At 45.4% G+C, this 23,029-nt stretch carries 24 protein-coding genes; 4 read left to right on the top strand and 20 right to left on the bottom strand.

Annotation, left to right across the window (positions count from 1 at the left end):
- Positions 1-7: 7 nt before the first annotated feature.
- From fliJ to bioB, 14 genes are all read right to left on the bottom strand, one after another.
- A complete protein-coding gene (gene fliJ, locus EBI00_RS04960) occupies positions 8-442 on the bottom strand; it encodes a flagellar export protein FliJ (protein WP_123094804.1) in 435 nt (144 codons plus the stop codon).
- 109 nt (positions 443-551) lie between these two features.
- Positions 552-1,883 (bottom strand): flagellar protein export ATPase FliI, encoded by a 1,332-nt coding sequence (gene fliI / locus EBI00_RS04965; protein ID WP_123094805.1) that lies wholly within the window; start codon positions 1,881-1,883, stop codon positions 552-554.
- 7 nt (positions 1,884-1,890) lie between these two features.
- Complete coding sequence (locus tag EBI00_RS04970; protein ID WP_123094806.1) at positions 1,891-2,697, bottom strand: FliH/SctL family protein; 807 nt, start codon at positions 2,695-2,697, stop codon at positions 1,891-1,893.
- 6 nt (positions 2,698-2,703) lie between these two features.
- On the bottom strand, positions 2,704-3,717 hold the full coding sequence (gene fliG / locus EBI00_RS04975; protein WP_123094807.1) for a flagellar motor switch protein FliG: 1,014 nt from the start codon (positions 3,715-3,717) through the stop codon (positions 2,704-2,706).
- A complete protein-coding gene (gene fliF / locus EBI00_RS04980; protein ID WP_123094808.1) occupies positions 3,714-5,390 on the bottom strand; it encodes a flagellar basal-body MS-ring/collar protein FliF in 1,677 nt (558 codons plus the stop codon). Before fliF ends, fliG begins: the two co-directional genes overlap by 4 nt.
- Positions 5,391-5,417: 27 nt before the next feature.
- Positions 5,418-5,780, bottom strand: a complete 363-nt coding sequence (fliE, locus tag EBI00_RS04985) for a flagellar hook-basal body complex protein FliE (RefSeq protein ID WP_123094809.1) — start codon at positions 5,778-5,780, stop codon at positions 5,418-5,420.
- 89 nt (positions 5,781-5,869) lie between these two features.
- Positions 5,870-7,216, bottom strand: a complete 1,347-nt coding sequence (locus EBI00_RS04990) for a sigma-54-dependent transcriptional regulator (protein WP_123094810.1) — start codon at positions 7,214-7,216, stop codon at positions 5,870-5,872.
- 1 nt (position 7,217) lies between these two features.
- Positions 7,218-8,372 (bottom strand): sensor histidine kinase, encoded by a 1,155-nt coding sequence (locus tag EBI00_RS04995; protein ID WP_123094811.1) that lies wholly within the window; start codon positions 8,370-8,372, stop codon positions 7,218-7,220.
- Positions 8,372-8,842 (bottom strand): helix-turn-helix domain-containing protein, encoded by a 471-nt coding sequence (locus EBI00_RS05000; protein WP_123094812.1) that lies wholly within the window; start codon positions 8,840-8,842, stop codon positions 8,372-8,374. Before EBI00_RS05000 ends, EBI00_RS04995 begins: the two co-directional genes overlap by 1 nt.
- A 73-nt stretch (positions 8,843-8,915) precedes the next feature.
- Positions 8,916-9,593: a dethiobiotin synthase gene (gene bioD / locus EBI00_RS05005; RefSeq protein WP_123094813.1), complete on the bottom strand. Its 678-nt coding sequence runs from the start codon at positions 9,591-9,593 to the stop codon at positions 8,916-8,918.
- A 3-nt stretch (positions 9,594-9,596) separates the two neighbouring features.
- Positions 9,597-10,415: a malonyl-ACP O-methyltransferase BioC gene (gene bioC, locus EBI00_RS05010; protein ID WP_123094814.1), complete on the bottom strand. Its 819-nt coding sequence runs from the start codon at positions 10,413-10,415 to the stop codon at positions 9,597-9,599.
- Complete coding sequence (locus EBI00_RS05015) at positions 10,399-11,250, bottom strand: alpha/beta fold hydrolase (protein WP_123094815.1); 852 nt, start codon at positions 11,248-11,250, stop codon at positions 10,399-10,401. Before EBI00_RS05015 ends, bioC begins: the two co-directional genes overlap by 17 nt.
- Before the next feature lie 9 nt (positions 11,251-11,259).
- Positions 11,260-12,474, bottom strand: coding sequence for an 8-amino-7-oxononanoate synthase (gene bioF, locus EBI00_RS05020; RefSeq protein ID WP_123094816.1), 1,215 nt, complete (start codon positions 12,472-12,474; stop codon positions 11,260-11,262).
- Entirely contained in the window at positions 12,458-13,537 is a 1,080-nt protein-coding gene (bioB, locus tag EBI00_RS05025; RefSeq protein WP_123094817.1) for a biotin synthase BioB, read from the bottom strand. Before bioB ends, bioF begins: the two co-directional genes overlap by 17 nt.
- Positions 13,538-13,574: 37 nt before the next feature.
- Between bioB and EBI00_RS05030 the strand changes: the two genes are divergently transcribed.
- Positions 13,575-14,351: a ComF family protein gene (locus EBI00_RS05030; protein ID WP_123094818.1), complete on the top strand. Its 777-nt coding sequence runs from the start codon at positions 13,575-13,577 to the stop codon at positions 14,349-14,351.
- Positions 14,352-14,429: 78 nt separating this feature from the next.
- A complete protein-coding gene (bioA, locus tag EBI00_RS05035) occupies positions 14,430-15,716 on the top strand; it encodes an adenosylmethionine--8-amino-7-oxononanoate transaminase (protein WP_123094819.1) in 1,287 nt (428 codons plus the stop codon).
- 121 nt (positions 15,717-15,837) lie between these two features.
- Here bioA and EBI00_RS05040 read toward each other — a convergent pair whose 3' ends face one another.
- The 6 genes from EBI00_RS05040 to rpsF all read right to left on the bottom strand — a co-directional run bounded on the left by EBI00_RS05040 (position 15,838) and on the right by rpsF (position 21,032).
- Positions 15,838-17,400 carry a methyl-accepting chemotaxis protein gene (locus EBI00_RS05040; RefSeq protein ID WP_123094820.1) on the bottom strand — a complete coding sequence of 521 codons (1,563 nt, stop codon included), beginning with the start codon at positions 17,398-17,400 and terminating at the stop codon, positions 15,838-15,840.
- A 94-nt stretch (positions 17,401-17,494) separates the two neighbouring features.
- Positions 17,495-18,871, bottom strand: coding sequence for a replicative DNA helicase (gene dnaB / locus EBI00_RS05045; protein WP_123094945.1), 1,377 nt, complete (start codon positions 18,869-18,871; stop codon positions 17,495-17,497).
- Between the two features lie 144 nt (positions 18,872-19,015).
- Positions 19,016-19,459: a 50S ribosomal protein L9 gene (gene rplI, locus EBI00_RS05050; protein ID WP_123094821.1), complete on the bottom strand. Its 444-nt coding sequence runs from the start codon at positions 19,457-19,459 to the stop codon at positions 19,016-19,018.
- A 22-nt stretch (positions 19,460-19,481) separates the two neighbouring features.
- Positions 19,482-20,342, bottom strand: coding sequence for a hypothetical protein (locus EBI00_RS05055; protein WP_123094822.1), 861 nt, complete (start codon positions 20,340-20,342; stop codon positions 19,482-19,484).
- A gap of 20 nt (positions 20,343-20,362) precedes the next feature.
- Positions 20,363-20,593, bottom strand: coding sequence for a 30S ribosomal protein S18 (rpsR, locus tag EBI00_RS05060; protein ID WP_024023215.1), 231 nt, complete (start codon positions 20,591-20,593; stop codon positions 20,363-20,365).
- 25 nt (positions 20,594-20,618) lie between these two features.
- A complete protein-coding gene (gene rpsF, locus EBI00_RS05065) occupies positions 20,619-21,032 on the bottom strand; it encodes a 30S ribosomal protein S6 (RefSeq protein WP_123094823.1) in 414 nt (137 codons plus the stop codon).
- Between the two features lie 300 nt (positions 21,033-21,332).
- Here rpsF and EBI00_RS05070 point away from each other — a divergent pair, with 300 nt between their 5' ends.
- Positions 21,333-22,058: a MipA/OmpV family protein gene (locus EBI00_RS05070; RefSeq protein ID WP_241556954.1), complete on the top strand. Its 726-nt coding sequence runs from the start codon at positions 21,333-21,335 to the stop codon at positions 22,056-22,058.
- 33 nt (positions 22,059-22,091) lie between these two features.
- Positions 22,092-22,997: a DMT family transporter gene (locus EBI00_RS05075; RefSeq protein WP_123094824.1), complete on the top strand. Its 906-nt coding sequence runs from the start codon at positions 22,092-22,094 to the stop codon at positions 22,995-22,997.
- The last annotated feature ends 32 nt before the right edge of the window (positions 22,998-23,029 follow it).

The following is a 23,029-nucleotide window of genomic DNA, read 5'->3' on the forward strand; positions in this document are numbered from 1 at the left end:
AATCGCATCATCGCATTGAGTCCAAAAAACGCCGCATTGCAAATTCATCACTTTGATTTTGCTCGCGCTTCGCCTCTACCGCTAATTCCGCCTTATGATTTTTTTCTTTCAACCAGTCCATACTCTTGGTCTTGGCACGAGTCTGTAACCAACGACGCATGCTCATGTCAGCTTGCTGCTCAGAGCGACCCACCGCGGCTTCTTGCTGCACTATCGCTTGCTGCACGCGATTGACAAAGTGCTGGTAATTGGTGATTAAATAAGCACTTAGGCCCATTAAATTACGCTCAGATTCATACTGTTCCGCGTAATGTCGTAGCTCATTGAGTTTTTGTAAATCGTGCTGGACTTTCGCCTTATCTCTCGCTAACAGCTGTGCAGCGCTGTCTTCTTTGCGCTTAGCTAGGTCAACTAATATCTGCATACGACGGTTATTTTTCATCTATGAATCACCTAAAACATTTACTCAATGTTAGTCGCTTTTCCTGCCGCAAGTCTACTCTACTAAGCCGAATGGATGAATTCTTAGATCACTAAGCTCATGCGTCAGCTTACTGACCCTTTGTCATTGCCGCCACTAGCGCTTCTAAGCTTTGGTCAACCGTGAATTGTTCATGCAAAGACTGTTTTAGAAACTGGCGAATTTCTGGCATTTGAGCAATCGCTTGGTCTAGATCAGGGTCTGTGCCTTTAACATAGGCTCCAACAGCAATTAAGTCTTGGTTCTGTTGAAATTTGGAGTAAAGCTGCTTCACTCTCATCGCACCGTATAAATGATCTTGACTGACAATATGTGGCATCGCACGAGAAATCGATGCTTCAATATCAATAGCAGGGTAATGCCCCTCTTCCGCTAATCGTCTAGACAACACGATATGACCATCAAGTATGGCGCGCGAAGCATCGGCAATCGGATCTTGTTGATCATCACCTTCTGTAAGCACAGTATAAAAAGCCGTTACCGAACCACTCCCTTCCGCGCCATTACCCGCCCTTTCAACCAACTGAGGCAACTTTGAAAAAACCGAAGGCGGATAACCCTTTGTGGCTGGCGGTTCTCCCACAGACAAGGCTATTTCTCGCTGCGCCTGAGCATAGCGTGTTAACGAATCCATCAGTAACAACACGTTTTTACCTTGATCACGATAATACTCGGCAATGCGTGTCGCTAACATGGCCGCCCGTAAGCGCATAAGGGCTGAGTCATCAGCAGGAGACGCCACCACCACAGAACGCGCTAGCCCTTCTTCCCCCAGTATCTGATCAATAAACTCTTTGACTTCTCGGCCACGCTCACCGATCAAACCCACGACAGTAATATCGGCTTCAGTAAACTTTGTCATCATGCCTAATAACATACTTTTACCGACACCACTGCCGGCAAAAAGCCCTAAACGCTGCCCTTTGCCCACAGTTAACAAACTATTAATGGCTTTGATACCCACATCCAATGGCTCTGATATGGGTTTACGTTGCAGTGGATTAATAATGTCACCGTGCAAGGACACAGAGTCTTTCGTTTTGATCGGACCTTTGCCATCAAGGGGCTTACCTAAACCATTCACAACTCGGCCCAAAAGCTCATCACCGACAGGCATTTCACTTTCACCAAAAAGAGGCCGCACTCTAGCGCCTGGACATATCCCCTCAATGGCTTCCGTTGGCATGAGATAGGTCAGATCACCGGTAAAACCAACCACTTCAGATTCCACCCAACGGTCTTGACGAACTTGTACAGAACAGCGATCCCCTAATGCCACAACGCAGCCCACCGCTTCCATGGTTAAACCCACCATACGGGTGACTTTTCCCTCTACTTGGGGTGGAAAAGAAGACAGGGATACAGACGCTAATTTGGTGAGTCGCTCTTCAAGAGTCGGCACGATATGATCACCCCAAATCGGTAAGAGAAAGCTGACGGAGTTCGTCAAAAACCGCCGCAAGACGCGTCTCTAATCGACCATCGATGTAAAAAGACTTTGAATCAATAATAAAATCACCAGACGTTAAGGCTTCATCCGTTTCTATTTTTAAGGCTAGCCGATCAGTAACGTTAAGTGCTTCTAGTATAGCGATGTCATCAGGGTGAAGACGAAGACGTACTCGTCCTTCATACTCACCGATTTCATCCAATACTCTAGACAACTGAACTTTTAAAACCTCACTACCCTCTGCCTTCATTGTTAACAAACACACATTTTCTATGATTCGTTCCATTGCCCGATACAAGGTTTTTTCAATGGCACTACGGCTTTCTTCAAGAGGCGTCGTTATTTCCTGAGCGACACCAGACAGCAAAGCTTCGATAGCCGCAAACTGCTGCTCTGCCTCTGCTTTGGCTTGCGCTTTTCCTTCTTCGATGCCAAGCAGTCGACCGTCTTCATGGCCTTTTTCAAAGCCATCCACCTCGCCTTTAGAGAAACCATCAGAGTAACCTTTACCATGGCCTTCTTCTTCTCCTTGAATAAAACCCTCATCGTAGGCAGCACTGCGGATTTCTTCTAACTGAGAGGCGGTTAAAGGCTCATAAACTAAGGATTCATGATCAACTTCTTCCGTAACAGCTTGCGGTTCTTTTTGAATAAGGATCGCTGGCCCTGAAGTTTCTTTAGGGCTTTTGTCTGTGAGATGCGGCAGCTCCCAACGCTCATAAGCCGTCAACTTAGGCTCGTTATCGGCTTTTTTTTGATCAGACATACAGAATTAAACCATCTGCTCACCGCCGCCACCGAGGACAATTTCCCCGTTTTCGGCAAGACGTCTAGCCACTGCAAGGATCTCTTTCTGCGCCACTTCCACTTCGCTAACACGAACGGGGCCTTTAGCTTCTAAATCGTCTCTAAGCATGTCCGCTGCCCGCGACGACATATTTTTAAAGACTTTTTCTTGCATATCAGGATCAGCTCCTTTCAAAGCTAAAATCAGTGTTTCAGACTCAACTTCACGCAGAATAACCTGAATACCACGATCATCTACTTCGAGTAGGTTATCAAATACGAACATCAAATCTTGGATGGTGTTAGCAAGGTCTTCATCAACGTCTCGTATCGATTCCATGAGCTCAGATTCTACTGAACTGTCAATAAAGTTCATGATGTTGGCGGCTGTACGAATACCACCAATGGTCGTGGATTGGGTCGATTGATTTCCAGAGAATTGACGCTCGAGTATATTATTTAGCTCTTGTAAAGCCGCGGGCTGAACAGTTTCCAAGGCCGCCACACGAAGTACAATATCCAGACGCACACGCTCATCAAAATTGGCTAATATGTCAGCGGCTTGATCCGGGTCCAAATACGATATGACAATCGCTTGTATCTGTGGATGCTCGTAACGAATAACATCGGCAACCGCTCTCGATTCCATCCACTTAAGTGTGTCTAACCCTGTGGTATTACCACCGAGTAAAATACGATCAATTAAACTGCCTGCTTTCTCATCGCCTAATGCTTCACGCAACATGTTACGAATGTAGCCATCAGCTCCCAAACCAAGTCCTGTTTGATCACCTACAAGCACTAGAAAATCATCAAGGACTTTTTCCACTTGATGACGCTGGACGTTACCGAGCTGAGCCATAGTTTGACCAATACGCTGAACCTCTTTTGGACCCATATGTTTGAGAATTTGTGCAGCATCGGATTCGCCTAGCGACATCAATAATACCGCCGCTTTCTCAACTGAACTTAATTCGGCATTTGCTCCTGGCTCACTCATTTACTTTCCATCACCCACTGTTTAACCACTTGCGCAACTCGCTCTGGTTCTTCCGCGATTAAACCACGAATAGCATTTAACTGACGCTCAATCTTCTCAGGCGATCCTGGCACTAAAATATCTTCCGTACTGACGAGCGATACCTGATCATCTGAAATTTCATCTGTCTCATCGGTAAAAATGGCCGCTTCAGTATCCTCTGCCACAGAAATTTTATTTTGATCACTCAAGGCTTTTAGTATTGGACGAACCACCAGCAACAGCAATACCAACACAAACACACCAACTAGGGTGGGTTGTAATAAATTAAGAAACCAAGCTTGTTGGTAAAAGGGTGGCTCGATGATAGGTTCTTCCGGCTCTGGCAGAGCAAACGGAGAATTAATCACGCTAACACTGTCACCACGAGATGGGTCATAACCTACGGCGTCTCGAACCAAAAGAGTAAGACGCCCTAATTCATCATCATTCCAAGGTGTACGCACTATAGCAGACGTTTCAGGGTTCAAACTCACTAAATCATCGACAACTACAGCAACAGACAGACGTCTTACCATGCCCTGTTGACGTCTGGTATAGCTAATGCTTCGATCAAGTTCAAAATTACGTGTGGTTTCTTCTCTAGACTGACCATTAGCGCCATTACCGCTGCCGCCGATAGGTGCACCGTTCTCATCGACCGCTTCAGGTATGGTAACGGCACCCGGTGGCTGATTTGTTAAAGCACCAGGGATGCCGCCCGTGTTAGCGCCTGCGTTACGATTTTCACGCAGTGTCTGCTCACTTCTCAAAGCCAATAAATCAGGATTGTATTGTTCGGCGGTTTTTTCGACCGCTGTGAAATCAACGTCTGCAGACACTTCCGCTCTAAAACGCCCCTGCCCAACAACAGGGCCAAGAATACTATTTACACGTTGCAATAAAACGTCTTCTACTTTACGAGCATAGTCAAACTGCCTTCCCGCCACCGACAACTCTGAATCAGTGTCTTTCTCACTCAGCAAAGTTCCCCGTTGATCAACAACTGTCACGTCTTTATCACTTAACTGGGAAATGCTTGAGGCCACCAAATTAACAATGGCTTCCACCTGACTTCTATCCAAGCGTCGGCCAGGATAAAGCTCTAAGAATACCGAGGCTGAAGGCTTTCTTGTGTCTCTTACAAAAACAGATTCTTTCGGTAAAGCAAGATGTACTCGAGCACTTTTAATACTTTGAAGGCTTGAAATAGTTCGGCTTAGCTCTCCCTCTAAGCCTCGCCTGTAACGCGTGTTCTCAACAAACTGTGAAGTACCAAGACCCTGCTCTTGATCCATGATTTCCATGCCAACGATATTGTCCGAGACGATACCAGAGCCAGCTAACTTAAGACGCGCTTGATGATAAAAATCAGATTCAACCAGCAAAGCCCCCGTATTCTGATCAAGCTTAAATGGAATATTGTTTACATTGAGTATTTCAACTATTTGATCCGCATTATAATCGGTAATACTACTGAGCACGGGTTTGTAGTCAGGTCCGCTTGTCCACAACACCGCAGACAGCCCAATCGCGATAGAAGCCGCAAGGCCTACCATTAAGGCGAGCTGACGTATAACCGTCAGCTTGTTAAACCCGGTTACCAACTCAAGGTAGAGTTTTCGCTCTGATTGTTCTGCAGGGACATTATCCATTAAAAAGCGCCAAGCGGTTTGTCATATCTAAATAGGCATATTCATAATTTTTTCGTACGCGTCTACAAGCTTATTACGCACCTGGGTCATCGCTTCGAAAGACACACTGGACTTCTGCAAGCCAATCATCACTTGAGGTAGGTCTACCCCCTCGTCACCACGTTCGTATGATTGTGCCAATTGCGAAGACTCTTTTTGCAAACCGTTAACATTATCAACAGCAGTTTTTAGCATCTCGGCAAAATCAGCACGAGCAACAGGCTGCGCGCCCTCAACTTCGCCACCAAATTTTGCAATGTTTGACACAGGTGTTGTGGGCGGCTGAACCTGTGACCGCATATCCCTCATCTGAGACAGCACTTGGTTAATGTCTGGTCGACCGGAAATCATGTCATTCACCTAAAATTCACATCAAAATAGAACTAAAAATTCACTATTACAGAGCTTAGCATAAAGCGAATTAAAACAAGATACAAAAATCAATCCACATCTATGCCGCTTTCACGCATTTTAGCGATTTTATAACGAAGCGTTCTTGGGCTAATACCAAGTTTGTCAGCCACTATTTTACGCTTACCATTTGCCTCAACTAACGCTTGAGCAATGATGCGAAACTCATGTTGCTGCACGCCCTGCCCAAGAATAGACGCCGCACTCTCTTCTGTTTCGACGTTTTTCACCGAGCTTGGTATCATGCTCATCATGTCAAAAGCGATATGATCTTCACTAATCTGCGCATTTGGACTTAAGATCAAAGCCCTTTGGATCACATTATCCAATTCACGGACATTACCGGGCCAAGGATGTGACTCCAGCTTACTCTGTGCTGAGGGTTTCAAAACCGCACTTTGTATGCGCATTTTCGCTGCGTGCTTGGCGAGTAAATGTTGGGCAACGGGCAAAATATCGCCCTTGCGCTCACGAATAGGTAACCAACGCAGTGGAAAAACGTTTAAGCGGTAATATAAATCTTCTCTAAAACCACCCTCACGGACATAATCCGCCAAATCTCGGTTTGTCGTCGCGATGATACGCACGTCCAATGGAATGGCTTTTTTTCCTCCTAGGCGCTCCACTTCTTGCTCTTGCAATACTCGTAACAACTTAGCCTGCAACCCCACATCCATTTCAGTGATTTCATCCAGCAATAATGTCCCGCCATTGGCTTGCTCGAACTTACCGGCTTGTGAGGCGATCGCGCCAGTGTAAGCCCCTTTTTCATAACCAAAAAGTATCGCTTCCAACATATTTTCGGGAATGGCAGCACAGTTGATCGCCACAAAGGGAGCATTGGGACGCTTAGAGTGCTGATGAATATAATGCGCTAACACTTCCTTACCTGTTCCACTTTCACCACAAATCAATACGGTGGAATCCGTCACCGCCACACGCTTTGCCAACTCCAACAAAGCCACACTAGATGGGTCCTTTGCGATTGGCTGATGCGCTGCCACGGCGGCGGTTTTTGCTGTATATTTTGCGATTGTGTTCAGCAGCTCTTCTTCTTGAAACGGTTTGAGCAAATAATCGACCGCACCATCGCGCATAGCTTCAACAGCGTGAGCGATATCGCCATAGGCCGTCATTAACATGATAGGCAGTTCAGGGTAAGCATTAATCACATGATGCAATAATCCATATCCATCCATACCTGGCAAATTCACATCAGATACCACCATATCGAACACATTGTGTTTGAGTGCAATGATGGCTTCTTCGGCACTGTAGACCATTTTACATTGATAGCCAGCAAGCATTAAGGTGTCCTCTAATGCTTCCGCCAAGCCTTTATCGTCTTCAACTATTAATAATTTCACTTCAGACATGTCATACCCTTACCAGAGGAAGCGTCAGACTTACCGTCGTACCTGCGCCCTCTATACTGTCTATTTCAAATTGGCCATGATGGGCTCTCGCAATCGCTTTCACGACCATCAAACCAAGCCCAGTTCCATGCTGTTTGGTAGTAACAAAACCCTCTTGAACATGCCCTAAGTGTGCTTTTGACATGCCCACTCCGCGATCCTTGAAGATAAATTTGACGACACGATCGTCTTTGTAACACTGGAGCTTAACGACGTCTCCTTGCTGTTGCGCATCAATGGCATTGTTTAACAAGTTCAACAAAGCACCTAGCAAGGTATCTTTATTGCATTGAATGCAATCCAATTCTGCAAACTCAACATCGGCCACATCAAGCTGCATATTTTTTTGCGAACATATCTCTTCACACTGAGCGATCAACTCGTTCACAAATTCACTTACACTGAGTGTTTCGTCAAGTTTGATCTCGCTGCGAGAAAAGATCAGCATATCTCTGATCTGCTTTTCGATATTTGCTAGTCTATCCGATAATTTCACCGCAAAGGTTTGACGCATAACGGGTGCCAAATCGGTTTTTTGCAAATGCCCAGCGTACAAGGTTGCCGACGAAAGAGGTGTTCTAATCTGGTGCGCCAACGCGGCCACCATTTTGCCCATGTTTGACAGCCTTTCATGATGATTTAACTGCTTTTGCAATAAATAGGCTTCCGTTAAGTCCACAAGTATCACCAGCTGACCCGGCACATTACCTAAGGACGCTGTTTCCACTCTCACCCGTCTCCCCGTTACCATGGTCACATCATGACCATCATCTTCCTGCGGGCGAAAACTGCGTGGCACCACTTCTCCCCAAGATTCTCCAACCAAGGAAAGATTAAACAAGTGTTTGGCAACAGGATTCGCCATAACAACTAAGCCTTGGTCGTTTAATAATAAAACGCCAACTGGCATGGATTCAAATAATTGCTGAAATTGCAAAACAAGTACGCGATTTTTATCTTGCTCCTGACGCTTATCCTGCTCAGTTTTCTCTAACTGCTTGTACAGTCGAGCCACTTCATTTTGTAAATCTAAGTAGGATTTGGCCAGCACATCAGAGGATTCAGTAAAGGCAGTAAACGCGGCTTTTAGTTCCGCTATTTCTTCATCTTTTGTCACTAAAACTCCGACTTATCTATATTGTAGCGACGCATTTTTTCAATCAAAGTGGTGCGCTGTATTTGCAAGTTTTGCGCGGCTTTTGAAACAACGCCCTGAGTCGACACTAAAGCCTGGCGAATCAGTAAGGCCTCAAGATGACGCACATGTAAGTTTAAATTGACACCTGAAGCCTGAGGAAAAGTATGGAGCTGTTTAATCTCTTTTAATACGGACGACAAGGTTTGTGAGCGCCATGGCAGGGGACAAAACCACACGTTATGCTCACTAACCATATCAATATATGAGCTGAGTGATATCACAGGAAGCATTTCGTCCAATTCAAATGATGTCACCCGCTCACCTAAAACCACGAAATCAGGCAAATGAAAGTCAGTCAAAGAAGTGCTGTGCTCAATCCCGATATAAGTCAAAACAGAGGTAACATTGACAATCTCTTCGTCGTCTAGACCACACAACCACGCTTTCACACACCCACCTTGAGCAAAAAATCTTCGCTATAATGCATTGTTAATGCCAATTATCAAGTGCCAACGGACAACTTTACAAAGCTGACAGCATTTCATCAAACACTTTTTGCGAGTCGGACTCGTTATCACACCATGGAATGCTCGCCAATAATGGCGCCGTCAACATAGCGGAAAGCGTTGCAATATTTTCGTCGTAACATGGCATGGTTTCAGCGCTATTATTGGCTACCCATCCAACTAAAGTCAGGCCATCACGAGCAATGGCTTCAGCAGTCAAAATAGCATGATTCAGGCAACCCAACTTCATATTCACCACTAAAATAACCGGAAAACCTAAAGACTTCGCCACATCAGATAAAAGCTCTCGATCATTTAACGGTACTCGCCACCCTCCCGCACCCTCGACTAAAACAAAGTCATGGGGGACCAACAAAGCCCCTTTTATAAAGCCTTCTAAACGCGATGCAGTAATAAGACGGCCTTCTTTCATCGCCGCAATATGCGGTGCAATAGCGGCTTCCAAGACCACAGGGTTAACTTGTTCATAGGGTAATAGCACGCTACTTGCTTGCTGAATAAGCAAGGCATCGTCATTACGCCAGTCCCCCTTAATCTGTTCCGCCCCAGCAGCAATGGGCTTCAAGCCAAAGGATTTTAAACCCGCTCGTTTTGCCGCTTTTAACAACCCAACAGTGACATACGTCTTACCCGCATCGGTATCCGTTCCGGTCACAAAAAAACGTTTTTTCACACATTAATCCTCAGTAGGAATTGGCTTCTGAGCCACCACAAAAACAACCTGGTAGCTTAACGGGATGCCCAGATCACCACGTTGCTTTTCATATTCACGTAAAAACGCCTTCCATTTGCTCGGCGCCATGGTTGAGTTTTTTTCAGACGAAATAAAACTGGCCCCCACTTTTTTGAGTGAATCAATAGCGCTGACTGGCGACTCAAACCACATGACCATATCAGATAACTCAGATGATAAAAGGTTCCATTGAGATGCTGTTACACAATCTAAAAGCGCCTCTTTTGTCATGTATTGATGCGTATGAGGTTGACTGTCTAGCCCAAGCCAAGCTTGATCAATTTCTGGCATGGAGCCTTGCGACAAAGTCGAAAACACCATATAGCCACCCGGCTGGGTGACCCGATAAAGCTCTTTAAACAAATCTCTAGGCGAAAGACACCACTGAATGGCCAAACTGGAAAAAATCACATCACAGGATGCATTCCGTATGGGTAAGTGCTCAGCATCGGCACAAACATAATGGGTATTTTGCAACAGAGAAGACTGCTCTCTAGCCACCACTAACATCTGTTGCGACAAGTCCAGCGCGATACAAGAAATGGGTTGTAGCTTTTGCGCTAACACACCAAGCGCTTGACCTGTTCCTGTCCCCAAATCCATCACCACATTAACAGAACTCACTGGCAATCGACGCAATAAATGCTGTAACACCCTTTGCTGAAACTCGGCATAAGCATCATAGGAATGGGAAGCGCGATCAAATCGTCTGGCTAATTGACTTTTGTAACTGAGCGAAGACCTATCAGGGATTGTTTGCATCGATAAAATTTTCTATAAGACGCACACACGCCTCTTCTTCTTCAAGGAAAGGCTGGTGAGCGCAGTGTGATAATACAAGATTCTGCTGCAAGGTGTTTATCTCTCTATTCTGTTCGGCATTATGCGGTAACGATGCCTGCACCTCAGCAGGTGAGGCTTGAGGTAAAACATGAGGCGATACCAAAACGTCTTTTTCACCGAATAAGTGCAAATTAGGGAGATCCAATAAAGACAATTCTCGGCGCACATCAAGTGATTTCAACAGTCGTAACCCACCGATCAGTGCGGCACGATTCAGCGTTTGTATGGGCAAAAAAGCCTGCAGCTGTTTAATCAAAGCGCGCTCATTCTTAGCGCCTTTTGCTTGCAACATCACAAAACGTTTAAGGCCTTCTGCAGGAGATTGTTCAACGTGATGAACAAAAGCCTCAAAATCGGTCAATGCCATGCCTTGCGCCCAATCATCACGTTGAATAAAGCTAGGCGAAGCTGAGAAAGTAATTAACCCCACCACCTGACTGGAACGACGCGCGGCCACATAAGTAGACACCATCCCCCCCAACGACCAACCTATCCACCAAGCCTCTTTGGGCGCGACATCGATTAACTGCTCCGATAAAGCATCAATATCGTAATTGGGGCCAATGCGAGAGCGTGAAATCCATTGCTCATCAAGTGAAATACCAGGCAAATTGGCAAGCACAACATAAAAACGCTGACCCAAGCGCAAAGCAAAAGAACGCATCACTTCTTTTGGCATGGCCCAACCAGACACCATAAAAATAGCGTGATTAGACGCGTCTCCAAACGCTTCAGTTTCTATTCGTGCGCGCATACTATCCCTCTATAACTTTGCATTTGAACATGGTGCATGTGAGCGTGGGGCCTGTAAAACTTGCTCCAACGAGTCACATAATAACACTAAATCCGCATCAGAGTGGGCCGCACTTAAGGTAATTCTCAAACGCGCACTGCCAACAGGAACGGTCGGTGGGCGGATCGCCGTGCACCAGATACCGAGCGACTTTAATTCCTCGCTCATTTGCAGTGCCATTTTGCTGTCACCAATAACAATCGGTTGAATAGCGGTATTTGAGGGCATCAGTTCAACGGGAAGCGACTGAACCCTTTGACGAAAATAATCGATATGACGAGCGAGCCGATCTCGTCGCTCTTGACCTTCTGTCGATTGGATAATGCTCAAAGAAGCCAAAGTGGCCATAGCCATCGCTGGCGACATCGCCGTGGTATACACATATGGACGCGCAAATTGCGTCAGATAATCTGCTACATCATTGGAAGTTGCTACGAAAGCACCAGCGGTTCCAAAGGCTTTACCAAAGGTTCCCACGAGGATGGGGACGTTATCCGCATTCAAACCACCCAATGATAAACAGCCCTTTCCATCATCACCAAAACAGCCCAAGCCATGGGCATCATCGACCAGAAACATCCAGTCATGCTTATTGGCTAACTCAGACAAACCAAGCAGAGGCGCCACATCACCATCCATGCTAAATACACCATCGGACACCAAAAGCCCGGTTACAGCCGATTTAGCAAGCAACTTTTCGGCGCTGGCCAGATTCCCATGCAGATAACGCCGCAAAGGAGCCTGCGCTAACATAGCCCCATCGATTAAAGACGCATGATTGAGCTTATCTTGCACCACAGGCCGGTTTTTACCCGCTAAAGCAGAAATCACCCCAAGATTCGCCATATACCCTGTACTAAACAAAATAACTCTTTCATAGCCGAGCCAATCCGCCAACGCGTCTTCCAGTTTTTGATGCGGGGTTAGGTGGCCACAAACCAAATGCGAAGCCCCTGCCCCCACACCATACTGCTCAGCACCAAACCTCAAAGCTTGAATAATGTCCGGGTGATTTGCCAAACCAAGATAATCATTGGAACAAAAGGCGGTATAGGCTTGAGCGTTAATTCGCGTTTGTGGCGTTTGGGGACTGTCTAGCGTAATGGTGCGGCGCATTAAATTTTGCTCGCGGCGCTCTCGCAGCGCCGCTAACATCCAATTCGGTGTATTAAACACTGGCTTCATAGAACAACTTAGATTCTTCTTGCTTCACAACCTGTGCGGCAATGGCTTCCGCAACTGCCTCATCAGAGTGTTCTTCACGCTTTTCTGGGTTGATACCAAGATTCGCAAACAAGGCCATGTCTTTGTCGGCTTCTGGGTTGCCAGTGGTCAGTAATTTCTCACCATAAAAAATAGAATTAGCACCCGCCATAAAACACAATGCCTGCGTCTGCTCGTTCATGCCTTGACGGCCAGCGGATAAACGCACGTGAGACTTAGGCATCAGAATACGCGCCACGGCGATGGTACGAATAAACTCAAACGTGTCTAAATCGTCCACATTTTCAAGTGGTGTTCCTTCCACCTTAACCAGCATGTTTATCGGTACACTTTCTGGATGAGGGGACATTTGCGAAAGCTGACGCAACAGACCGACACGATCCTTTTGCTCCTCGCCCATACCCATGATGCCACCGCAACACAACTTAATGCCGGAATCACGAACACGTGACAAGGTATCTAAACGATCTTGGTAAGTTCGCGTGGTAATAATGCTATCGTAAAACTCTGCTGACGTGTCCAAGTTATGGTTGTAGTAATCTAAACCCACTTCTGACAAGCGCTTAGCTTGATCATCATTTAACGTCCCTAAAGTAACACAGGACTCTAAACCTAATGATTTAACGCCTTTAATCATTTCCAGTACATAAGGAAAATCTTTCTCTGAAGGGTGCTTCCACGCCGCGCCCATGCAAAAACGGCTTGCGCCTTTTTCTTTTGCCAATGCAGCCTCTTCAAGCACCTTTTGTACTTCCATCAGCTTTTCTTTTTCGAGCTCGGTATTGTAATGACCACTCTGCGGGCAATACTTGCAATCTTCTGGACAAGCGCCCGTTTTTATCGACAAAAGAGTACTCACCTGTACTTCATTTGGCGTAAAATTTTCTCTATGGACCGTCTGAGCACGAAACATCAAATCCATGAAAGGCAAGTCAAACAAAGCCTTAACCTCCGCTTGACTCCAGTCAAAACGTGGTTCTTGGGTGTTTGCTACTAAGGTATTTGTAGACGTACTTAACGACATGGCATCCTCGATCAGAATAAATAATGGAGCAATACTAATGGACTGGATGAAACTGTCAACCAAAAAAATCAAGCAGGTTTACTACGAGCTATTATTTAACCGCTGCTACCTCTGCCATGCCAGAATGAATCACACCAAAACAAGCAAACACACCCCAAATTTAACCCTATGCCAATACTGCCGAGAAGGATTGGCAAAAAACACCCTTTGTTGTCAGCACTGCAAGCGTTCGGACCACACCTCACACAGTCTATGCGGACAATGCCAAGTATCCCCGCCACCTTATCAAGTATGCGTTGCCCCATTCCGATTCGAAGGCATTGTAAAAACCCTTATCCACAACGTTAAATTCCACCAAGGCAACCACTATGTTCGACCCTTAACGCATTTACTCAGTGAACACTTAGTCGATATTTATGCACAAGACAACTGGCCCGAACAACTATTATATGTACCCAGCCACCCATCCAGGATACGAGAACGAGGCTTTTGCCAAACTCAAGCCATGACCACGCAATTGATCAGCATATTGCAAGGATACTTAAAAGAAGCGTGCCCGACGCGGCCAACACAGAACCCACTCAAAAAAATCAAAAACACACAAGCACAACACTCATTGAGCCGCAAAGACCGTCTTACCACTCCTCAAAACAGCTATACAGTGCAATCCCCCGTCGCCAAACACGTCGCCCTCTTTGACGATGTCATGACCACAGGTAGCACGATAGAAACCTGCACTAAGCTGTTAATTGACGCTGGAGCCGAACGGGTCGACATCTGGGTGATTGCTCGTACTCCCGATAAGGAGCATTGACCATCAGATAACAGATCAGCCTAGCCATGACACCTTGCTTTGTTTTAGTATGCGCGCAACACAGCAATGGTGAGCAACATGAAAACAGATCAAGCGTACCTAGAATTAGACAAGCAGCTTCTATGGCACCCCTACACATCGATGAGCAAACCCAGCCCGCATTTTCTGGTTGAAAAAGCCTCCGGCTGTGAAATCACACTTAACGATGGCCGAACGCTCATCGACGGTATGTCTTCTTGGTGGAGTGTGATTCACGGCTATAACCATGCCGTTATGAACCAAGCGATTCAGGATCAGCTTAGTCAGTTTTCTCACGTTATGTTTGGTGGTCTGACTCATAAACCAGCAATTGATTTGGCAGAAAAGCTAATTGCTATTACTCCTACCCCTTTACAGCGTGTATTTTTTTCAGATTCTGGCTCGGTTTCGGTTGAAGTCGCTTTAAAGATGGCCATCCAATATTGGAATACGCAAGGTAAAGTACAAAAGCAATTTTTCGTATCACCCAAAAGTGGCTATCACGGCGACACCTTTGCCGCTATGTCGGTTTGCGATCCAGAAAATGGCATGCACAGCCTTTTTAATGGCGCCCTAACCCAGCAATTTTTTGTCTCTCCGCCCCCCACAGGCCTTCACGAGCCGGTGAAACACGAATATCTTGATGAAATAAGACGCTTGTTTGAATCTCATCACACACAAATTGCGGGGTTTATCATTGAACCCGTGGTGCAAAATGCAGGAGGAATGCGCTTTTATAACCCAGAGTATCTAGGTCACATTAGAAGCCTTTGTGACGAATTCGACATTCTCTTAATCTTCGATGAGATCGCGACAGGCTTTGGTAGAACTGGCAAGCTCTTCGCAACAGACCACACCAGTATCTGTCCGGACATCATGTGTGTCGGAAAAGCACTGACTGGGGGCTACATGACGCTGGCCGCCACACTAACAAACGACAAAGTTGCATTGGGTATCAGTGAAAATGACGGCGTTTTCATGCATGGACCCACTTTTATGGGCAACCCTCTGGCGTGCGCCGCAGCCAACGCCAGCCTGTCCTTACTAATGGAATACAATCTCGTAGAAAAGATAGCTCAACTAGAACACTGGATGGAAATAGCGCTTAAGCCCTGCGAAAGCCTGAAACAGGTGAAAGAGGTGAGATGTTTTGGCGGAATAGGCGTTGTGGAATTACTAAAGCCCGTTAAATTACATGAAATACAACCTAAGTTCGTCGAACTGGGCGTTTGGATTAGACCGTTTGGCAAGCTTATCTACTTGATGCCGCCCTATGTCATTAACGAGGAACAAATCCAAGCGCTCGCTAAGGCTATTTATCAAGTGGTAAGCGAAGAACCTTGTTAACACACCAGACTAGGAAGCTAAATAGTGGATTGTAGGTCGGTATTTATGCCAACAGTGCTTATTTTCTTAATCAAGCACTGTCGACCTAAAGACATGACCTACAAAACATGCTTTTTGCGCCTTACTGCTTCATACGTTCAGCCAGGTTGCCCTGCTCATAGGCCTCTTCTTCAATGTGACTAATATTGACCACAATATTTTCCGCTCTTTCGATACTGTTTATGCTCAATGCATCCACTTCGTGCATTTTGTCATTAAGATCGCGGGCAACACTGGCCTGTTCTTCTGATGACGCACTGATTTGAGCGGTCATTTCAACAATGCGCTTTATGGCTTGTTCAATATCACTCATTTTCTGCGCCACTTGATTCACTCGATCAACACCATCCTGAGCTACCACCGCACCTTTATCAATGGTGCTGGTTACGTCAGCCGTGTTTCTCTTTAACTCTTCTGTCATGCTATGAATACTTTGTGTCGCGTTTTGAGTACGTATAGCCAGTGCACGCACTTCATCCGCCACAACAGCAAAGCCTCTACCTGCTTCCCCGGCACGCGCGGATTCAATTGCGGCGTTAAGCGCAAGCAAATTCGTTTGCTCTGCAATTCCGCTAATAGAGTTCACGACTTCGTTGATGCTGTCACTGCGCTCAGCCAATATAGCAACCACCTTCTTCGCATCCGATATGTCTTGATACACTTGGCGCATGGTGTCGCCCGTTTGTTGCGCCAGTTTACGGCTGTCACGTGACACAATCCCAACTGACTCTGTCGCCTCAACCGCCACATGAATGTTGTCCGCCACCGTGGTAACACTTGATAACAACTGTGAACTGGCAGACACCACATCTTGGAAAGTCGCTCGCTGCTTGTTGAAGTTAACCAAATTCGTCGACACACTGGCTTTTGCTTCTGACGCTCGATGCTGTAGCTGCTGAGCCCCTTCTTTTAATCGGTATCGAAAAGTATGGCCTGCTGCCTCTTGATGTATTCTTGAGAATTTGATCGCGGCTTTCGCTCCAACGGTTTTGCAATACAAATATTGTCCCACTGTATTGTGTGCTTCACTGGGCAACCCTGATACTAAAGCACTCAATGACTGGTTGTGATGATAAGTCAGCCATACCCCAAGCACAGCGATAATAGGAGCGGCGATCTGCAGCCCCATGATGTTAGATAAAAGCCCAGCTAAAGCCAACAAAGCAAAACAAAATATCATAGGCCAAACAGCATTCGCTAAATAAGCCGCCAATTTTGTAGTAGTTGGTATTGGAGTCTTGCCGGCATTAATTCGATCATACATAGACTGAGCATGCTGTATCTCGTCTTTTGTTGCTTTACGACGCACTGATTCATAACCAATTACACGGCTACCATCAAGCAAGGGACTGACATGGGCACTCACCCAATAGTGATCGCCGTTTTCACAACGATTTTTGACCAACCCCATCCAGCTCTTACCCTGCTTAAGGTTCGCCCACATATCAGCAAACACCGCCGAAGGCACATCTGGGTGACGAATAAGATTGTGAGGCGCACCTATCAGTGCTTCACGTTCATAACCAGCGACTTCACAAAAAACATCATTAACAAACGTAATGCGTCCTTTTACATCTGTCCCAGAAACTAAAACATAGCTGGCGGGAAAATCATTTTCTTTGTTCGTAACTGGCATTTTTCGCATAAATGACTCTCAATTTTTTGTAATTTTTATCTATTATACTGAATTTTATTTACAGTATTTAACCTTTACCTGATCAAAATACACCATATTAGACCTACTCGTCATCAAAATCTCGATACGCATCCGGCGCCAAATCTTCAAAGCGGGTGTATTTACCCACAAAGGCTAGACGACATGTTCCAATCGGACCATTTCGCTGCTTACCTATAATAATTTCTGCAATCCCTTTATGAGGCGTATCTTCGTGATAAACCTCATCACGATAGACGAAGGAAATGACATCCGCATCCTGCTCAATAGCGCCAGATTCACGCAAATCTGAGTTAACAGGACGCTTATTCGGCCTATTCTCCAAACTACGGTTAAGCTGCGATAAAGCCACTACTGGACACTCCATCTCCTTTGCTATGGCTTTCAGTGATCGAGAAATCTCCGAAATCTCATTAGTTCGCCCTTCTGTAAAGCCGGGTATTTGCATGAGTTGCAGATAATCGACCATGATCATAGCAACACCACCATGCTCTCGAGCAATACGACGAACACGAGAACGCATCTCTGTGGGACTGATCCCCCCCGTATCATCAATAAAAAGTTTGCGATCTTTCAGCATTTTTACTGCAGACATAAGTTTGTCCCAGTCCTCTTGGACCAGCTGACCAGAACGCATACGAGTCTGGTCAATACGTCCAAGCGAAGACAACATACGCATCATTAGCGCTTCGGCGGGCATCTCTAGACTGAATACAACCACCGGCTTTTCGCTAATCATAGTGGCGTTCTCGACAAGATTCATCGCGAAGGTCGTTTTACCCATTGAGGGACGACCCGCCACGATAATTAAATCTGACTTCTGCAGACCCGCTGTCATGGCGTCTAAATCCGTAAACCCCGTACTGAGTCCAGTAATCGCGCCTTCTTGATGGTATAACTCATCAATTTTATCTACCGTGGCGCTTAAAATATCGGCCGCAATGCGTGGACCACCTTTCTTCTCGCCACCTTCTGCGATCTGAAATATCTTACGCTCAGCCTCATCAAGCACTTCAGCGGCCGTCATACCCTCTGGGTGAAAAGCCCGCGCAGAAATATCGTTGGTCGTAGAGATAAGACGACGCAAAATAGAGCGTTCTCGCACTATATCAGCGTAAGAAGTGATGTTGGACGCACTTGGAGTCGCTTCCGCCACTTCAATCAGGTAGGCCATACCGCCGATAGACTCAAGATCACCACGCTTATCAAGACGCTCACCTATTGTCACCACATCTATAGGCTCTGATTCGTCTGCCAAACGCGCAATCACCGTAAAGATCAGCTTATGCTCTGGTCGATAAAAATCGTCAGCAATGACCAGTTCGGAGACTTTTTCCCAAGCCATTGGGTCTAACATGAGCCCGCCCACTACTGAACGTTCAGCTTCAATGGAATACGGTGGCAGCTTAATAGAAGCGACTTCAGAATCATTTCGTTGCACGTAGAACACCCACACAAAATTGGAGAAAAACAGTAAATAAGAAAAAACAGCAATCATTAAGTAAAAATGAAATGGTAACACGACGCAAAAAAAAGGGCATCTTGCAAAAACAAGACACCCTTTTCGACGAATAATATAAACTAATTATTCAGCAATAACAGACAAAGTCACTGTTACAACTACTTCAAAATGCAATTGCACATCGATCTCGAAAGAACCTGTGTGACGGATCGTACCTTCTGGAAGGCGGATCTCTGACTTAGAAACTTCAACTTCTGTTGAAATAACATCAGCAATATCACGTGTACCAATCGAACCGAAAAGCTTACCTTCATCACCAGCGTTTGCTTTGATAGTGAAAGTTTTGCCTTCCAATGTTTTTGCACGAGCTTCAGCAATGGCTTTTTGCTCAGCGGCAGCAGCTTCTAGCTCTGCACGACGCTCTTCAAAACTAACTAGGTTAGCTTTTGTTGCCATTACGGCTTTTTTGTTCGGAATCAAAAAGTTACGAGCATAGCCTGGTTTAACAACTGCAACGTCACCAATACCGCCTAGCTTGTTTACTCTGTCGAGTAGAATAACTTCCATCTCGATCACCTCTAATTAATCATTAGCTATCACTTGAGTTGGACGCTTTACCTTGGATTCTTGAACGTATGTCAACAAAACTATCAATCACACAAAGTGTCACCAACACGTTTACGAAATACATATTCAGAACAAAAAAACCAACAAGATAAAATGCGATCAGTCCAACAATCCCAATTTCTTTTTTTGCTAAAATACCGTGTATTAGAGCGAGCCCTGGTAACACTAAAGCGGGTATTGCGGCTTGAGAAAAAATAGAAAATGAACCACCAAGGCTTTCTCCTATTAAAATCATACCGCCCAATACCAAACTAAAAGGTATTGGCAGCCTTAATTGATGAAACTCAGTACGCAAACCGCCTGGGTTGTAGAGTCCTGCTTGCCATTTTCTCGCCAAAAACAGAGAAACGATTGCAATCACCACTTGAAAAATGGAAACCGCCATCACTGCTTGACTAAAGATAATGTCTCTATCAGGCACATCAACGCCTTCTGAAGTGAGGACTTTCTGAATTAAGGCAACAGCCATATTCAGAACATCCCCCATTAACAAGGGTTGAATAAGGGTACTGACAACCGCTAAAAAGCTACCCGCCAGTAACACCCAACTCCACGACATGGTTGACCTAAGCAAATAACTCAACAACATCACATCAACTAACACTAATAACGCTGTCGCATCACCTTGAACTGCCCAAAGCACTAATGCTGGCAGACAACCCCAAGCTAATACGGGTATTCCTTCTTTTACACCTTTACGAAGCACTACCAACCCTAAGATCGCAGCAGCTAGCCAAAACATCACTGGGATCAAACCAAACGCCATCACACCAATTATGGCATTTAAACGTTTTTTCATTACCCAGTTAGCTAGACTACTCATAACAGTGCTTCTTTAGTCTATTAATTAAAATGACTATCAGTGTAAGGAAGTAAAGCAATATAGCGAGCGCGTTTGATTGCAGTCGCTAATTGACGCTGGTAACGAGCCTTAGTGCCAGTAATACGGCTAGGTACGATTTTACCAGTTTCAGTAACATAACCTTTCAGTGTGTCTAGATCTTTGTAATCGATCTCTTTAACGCCTTCTGCTGTAAAACGGCAGAACTTACGACGACGGAAAAAACGAGCCATGAGCATCTCCTAATATAAAAATAAATTAATCTTCAGATTCTTCAGACACTTCATCAGAAATATCGTTGCCACGCTCTTCACGCTGAGGAGATGGGCGACGGTCTTCACGACCCTCACGACCTTCAGAAGCCTTGATAGGAGATACGTCAGTTACCGCTTCTTTACGACGGATCACCAAGTTACGGATGATGGCATCGTTGTAGCGGAAAGTGTCGTTTAGTTCAGACAAAACACTGTCAGAACACTCAACGTTCATTAGAACGTAGTGTGCTTTGTGAATTTTGTTAATCGGGTAAGCAAGTTGACGACGGCCCCAATCTTCTAGACGGTGTACTTTACCACCATCTTCAGTGATTAGATTAGTGTAACGCTCAACCATTGCTGGTACTTGTTCGCTTTGATCTGGGTGAACCAGAAAGACGATTTCATAATGACGCATTTAAGCTCTCCTTATGGGTTCTTAGTCTCCACGCTCCCCCTGTTATAAAGCTGTGAGACAAGGAGTATTGATTTACAGGGACGCGCATTATATAGCACGAGTGAACGATAAGTAAACGAAATCAGCATCACAACAAAGAAAACTCACATTGGACGCGCTTTCAATCACCCAATTTCAACCAAGTAAGCAATAAAAACGCACATTGAAAAAGTGTTTTACAGCTTTAATCAAAGACCATAGAATCGATACCGTCATTAACGACAGTCAGCCCTCTCTCCCTCTTTTATGGACATGGATATCATGAAAAAAGCGTGCTTAGTCGTGTTATTGGCTACACCTCTTATTGCACAGGCCGAGACCACTCTGGGCCTTATTGCGACTAAATCCCAATCCCTATACAAAGACACTGACGCTCAATCCACTGTTCTCCCAAATATAAGCTACGAAGCTGAGCATTTTTATCTGCGCTTTCCAGAAATAGGCTATCGCTTTTTACCTAAGCAGTCCGTTCAAAATATTTCCGTTGGCTTATCTTACGAGAGCGCTGGCTTAGATCCTGACGACTCCAATGATACAAATATCCAATTACTCGATGACAGGGACGCCAGTATTATGGCGTTTGCTTCCTATCGATTGGGGCCAATCACTACAAAAATAGCACAGGATGTGAGCGGCACACACGATGGCTACTACGCCCAAATATCAACAGGCTACCCAATCCAGATGGCGGCTTGGAGGGTAATTCCGTCTATTGCTTATCGCTATATGGACAACAAAATGAGCAATCATTTATTTGGCGTATCCCAAACGGAATCAAACAGAACAGGTGGGGCTATTAATACTTACAACAGCGATGCGGTTTCCTTTATCCGCTATGGTGTTCGAGGCATCTACCCAGTGTCTCAACATATTAACTTAATGGTAGGCCTTAGCCATACACACTATGCCGATAAGATACTTAAAAGCCCCATAGTCGAAGACAACACCGTTTCGTCCCTATTCGCAGCCGTGACTTTACGCTTCTAACACCATCCCTAATAACAATAATCGGACATGCTCATGAGCCAGTTCTCAAGAAACACCCAAGCCATGCTTTACGGCCTAGGCGCGGTTTTACTTTGGTCGACCGTTGCAACCGCTTTTTCTATTTCCTTAAAACATTTATCGCCTGTTCAGCTGCTGCTGACCGCTAATCTAGTGTCTCTTATTTTTTTAGTGTGCTTACTCACAGTAAAAGGAGAGGTAAAATCTCTTCTTTCTTATGCAAAAAAGTCTTGGAAGTCTTCCTTCTTTTTTGGTGCCATCAATCCCTTTCTTTACTATTTAATTTTGCTGCAAGCCTACAGCATGCTGCCAGCGCAGGAAGCTCAAGCCATTAACTACACTTGGGCCATCATGCTAAGTTTTATGGCTGTTCCAATTTTAAAACAACGCTTAAAAATGGCCGATTATATAGCCGCCTGTGCCTGTTATTTTGGCGTGCTTTACATCTCCACCCGGGGGGAAATTGGCTCTTTAGAGTTTTCTAATGGAATGGGGGTATCGTTCGCCTTGTTAAGCACCGTTATTTGGGCCTTTTATTGGCTACTTAATACCAAAGATGAACGTCCAAGCTTAATCGGCTTAACCCTAAATTTTGCTTTTGCGCTGCCTCTCATTGTACTTTTGGCGGCGGCAACGGGCGAACTGACACAGTGGAAAGCAGAAGGTATTTGGGGAGCCGTTTACATAGGCTTATTCGAGATGGGCTTAAGCTTTGTGTTGTGGAACAAAGCTCTCAAATTGACGTCAAATGCCAGCCAAGTAGCGAACCTAATCTTTCTGTCGCCCTTATTATCCATTGTTTGGCTCTCGCAATTTGCTGGAGAACCCATACTAAGTTCAACACTCATTGGCTTAGCGTGTATTTTAGCTGGACTCTTTGTGCAAAATTGGGCAAAACGACAGAAAACAAACCAGGTCTGATTTTTTTCACGTCAACCTGCACATTGAGCTAA

The sequence above is a fragment of the Marinomonas hwangdonensis genome (genome assembly GCF_003721245.1).
In the GTDB taxonomy this organism is placed as follows: Bacteria; Pseudomonadota; Gammaproteobacteria; order Pseudomonadales; family Marinomonadaceae; genus Marinomonas; species Marinomonas hwangdonensis.

What these genes read in the sequence shown, in the direction of transcription:
- rplI (WP_123094821.1), bottom strand. Translation starts at nt 19,459, where the DNA reads ATGGAAGTTATTCTACTCGACAGAGTAAACAAGCTAGGCGGTATTGGT.
- fliE (WP_123094809.1), bottom strand. Translation starts at nt 5,780, where the DNA reads ATGATTTCCGGTCGACCAGACATTAACCAAGTGCTGTCTCAGATGAGG.
- rpsR (WP_024023215.1), bottom strand. Translation starts at nt 20,593, where the DNA reads ATGGCTCGTTTTTTCCGTCGTCGTAAGTTCTGCCGTTTTACAGCAGAA.
- EBI00_RS05075 (WP_123094824.1), top strand. Translation starts at nt 22,092, where the DNA reads ATGAGCCAGTTCTCAAGAAACACCCAAGCCATGCTTTACGGCCTAGGC.
- EBI00_RS05030 (WP_123094818.1), top strand. Translation starts at nt 13,575, where the DNA reads ATGGACTGGATGAAACTGTCAACCAAAAAAATCAAGCAGGTTTACTAC.
- EBI00_RS04970 (WP_123094806.1), bottom strand. Translation starts at nt 2,697, where the DNA reads ATGTCTGATCAAAAAAAAGCCGATAACGAGCCTAAGTTGACGGCTTAT.
- fliF (WP_123094808.1), bottom strand. Translation starts at nt 5,390, where the DNA reads ATGGATAATGTCCCTGCAGAACAATCAGAGCGAAAACTCTACCTTGAG.
- bioB (WP_123094817.1), bottom strand. Translation starts at nt 13,537, where the DNA reads ATGTCGTTAAGTACGTCTACAAATACCTTAGTAGCAAACACCCAAGAA.
- EBI00_RS05015 (WP_123094815.1), bottom strand. Translation starts at nt 11,250, where the DNA reads ATGCGCGCACGAATAGAAACTGAAGCGTTTGGAGACGCGTCTAATCAC.
- rpsF (WP_123094823.1), bottom strand. Translation starts at nt 21,032, where the DNA reads ATGCGTCATTATGAAATCGTCTTTCTGGTTCACCCAGATCAAAGCGAA.
- fliJ (WP_123094804.1), bottom strand. Translation starts at nt 442, where the DNA reads ATGAAAAATAACCGTCGTATGCAGATATTAGTTGACCTAGCTAAGCGC.
- bioC (WP_123094814.1), bottom strand. Translation starts at nt 10,415, where the DNA reads ATGCAAACAATCCCTGATAGGTCTTCGCTCAGTTACAAAAGTCAATTA.
- fliG (WP_123094807.1), bottom strand. Translation starts at nt 3,717, where the DNA reads ATGAGTGAGCCAGGAGCAAATGCCGAATTAAGTTCAGTTGAGAAAGCG.
- EBI00_RS05040 (WP_123094820.1), bottom strand. Translation starts at nt 17,400, where the DNA reads ATGCGAAAAATGCCAGTTACGAACAAAGAAAATGATTTTCCCGCCAGC.
- EBI00_RS04990 (WP_123094810.1), bottom strand. Translation starts at nt 7,216, where the DNA reads ATGTCTGAAGTGAAATTATTAATAGTTGAAGACGATAAAGGCTTGGCG.
- EBI00_RS05055 (WP_123094822.1), bottom strand. Translation starts at nt 20,342, where the DNA reads ATGAGTAGTCTAGCTAACTGGGTAATGAAAAAACGTTTAAATGCCATA.
- EBI00_RS05070 (WP_241556954.1), top strand. Translation starts at nt 21,333, where the DNA reads ATGAAAAAAGCGTGCTTAGTCGTGTTATTGGCTACACCTCTTATTGCA.
- bioF (WP_123094816.1), bottom strand. Translation starts at nt 12,474, where the DNA reads ATGAAGCCAGTGTTTAATACACCGAATTGGATGTTAGCGGCGCTGCGA.
- bioA (WP_123094819.1), top strand. Translation starts at nt 14,430, where the DNA reads ATGAAAACAGATCAAGCGTACCTAGAATTAGACAAGCAGCTTCTATGG.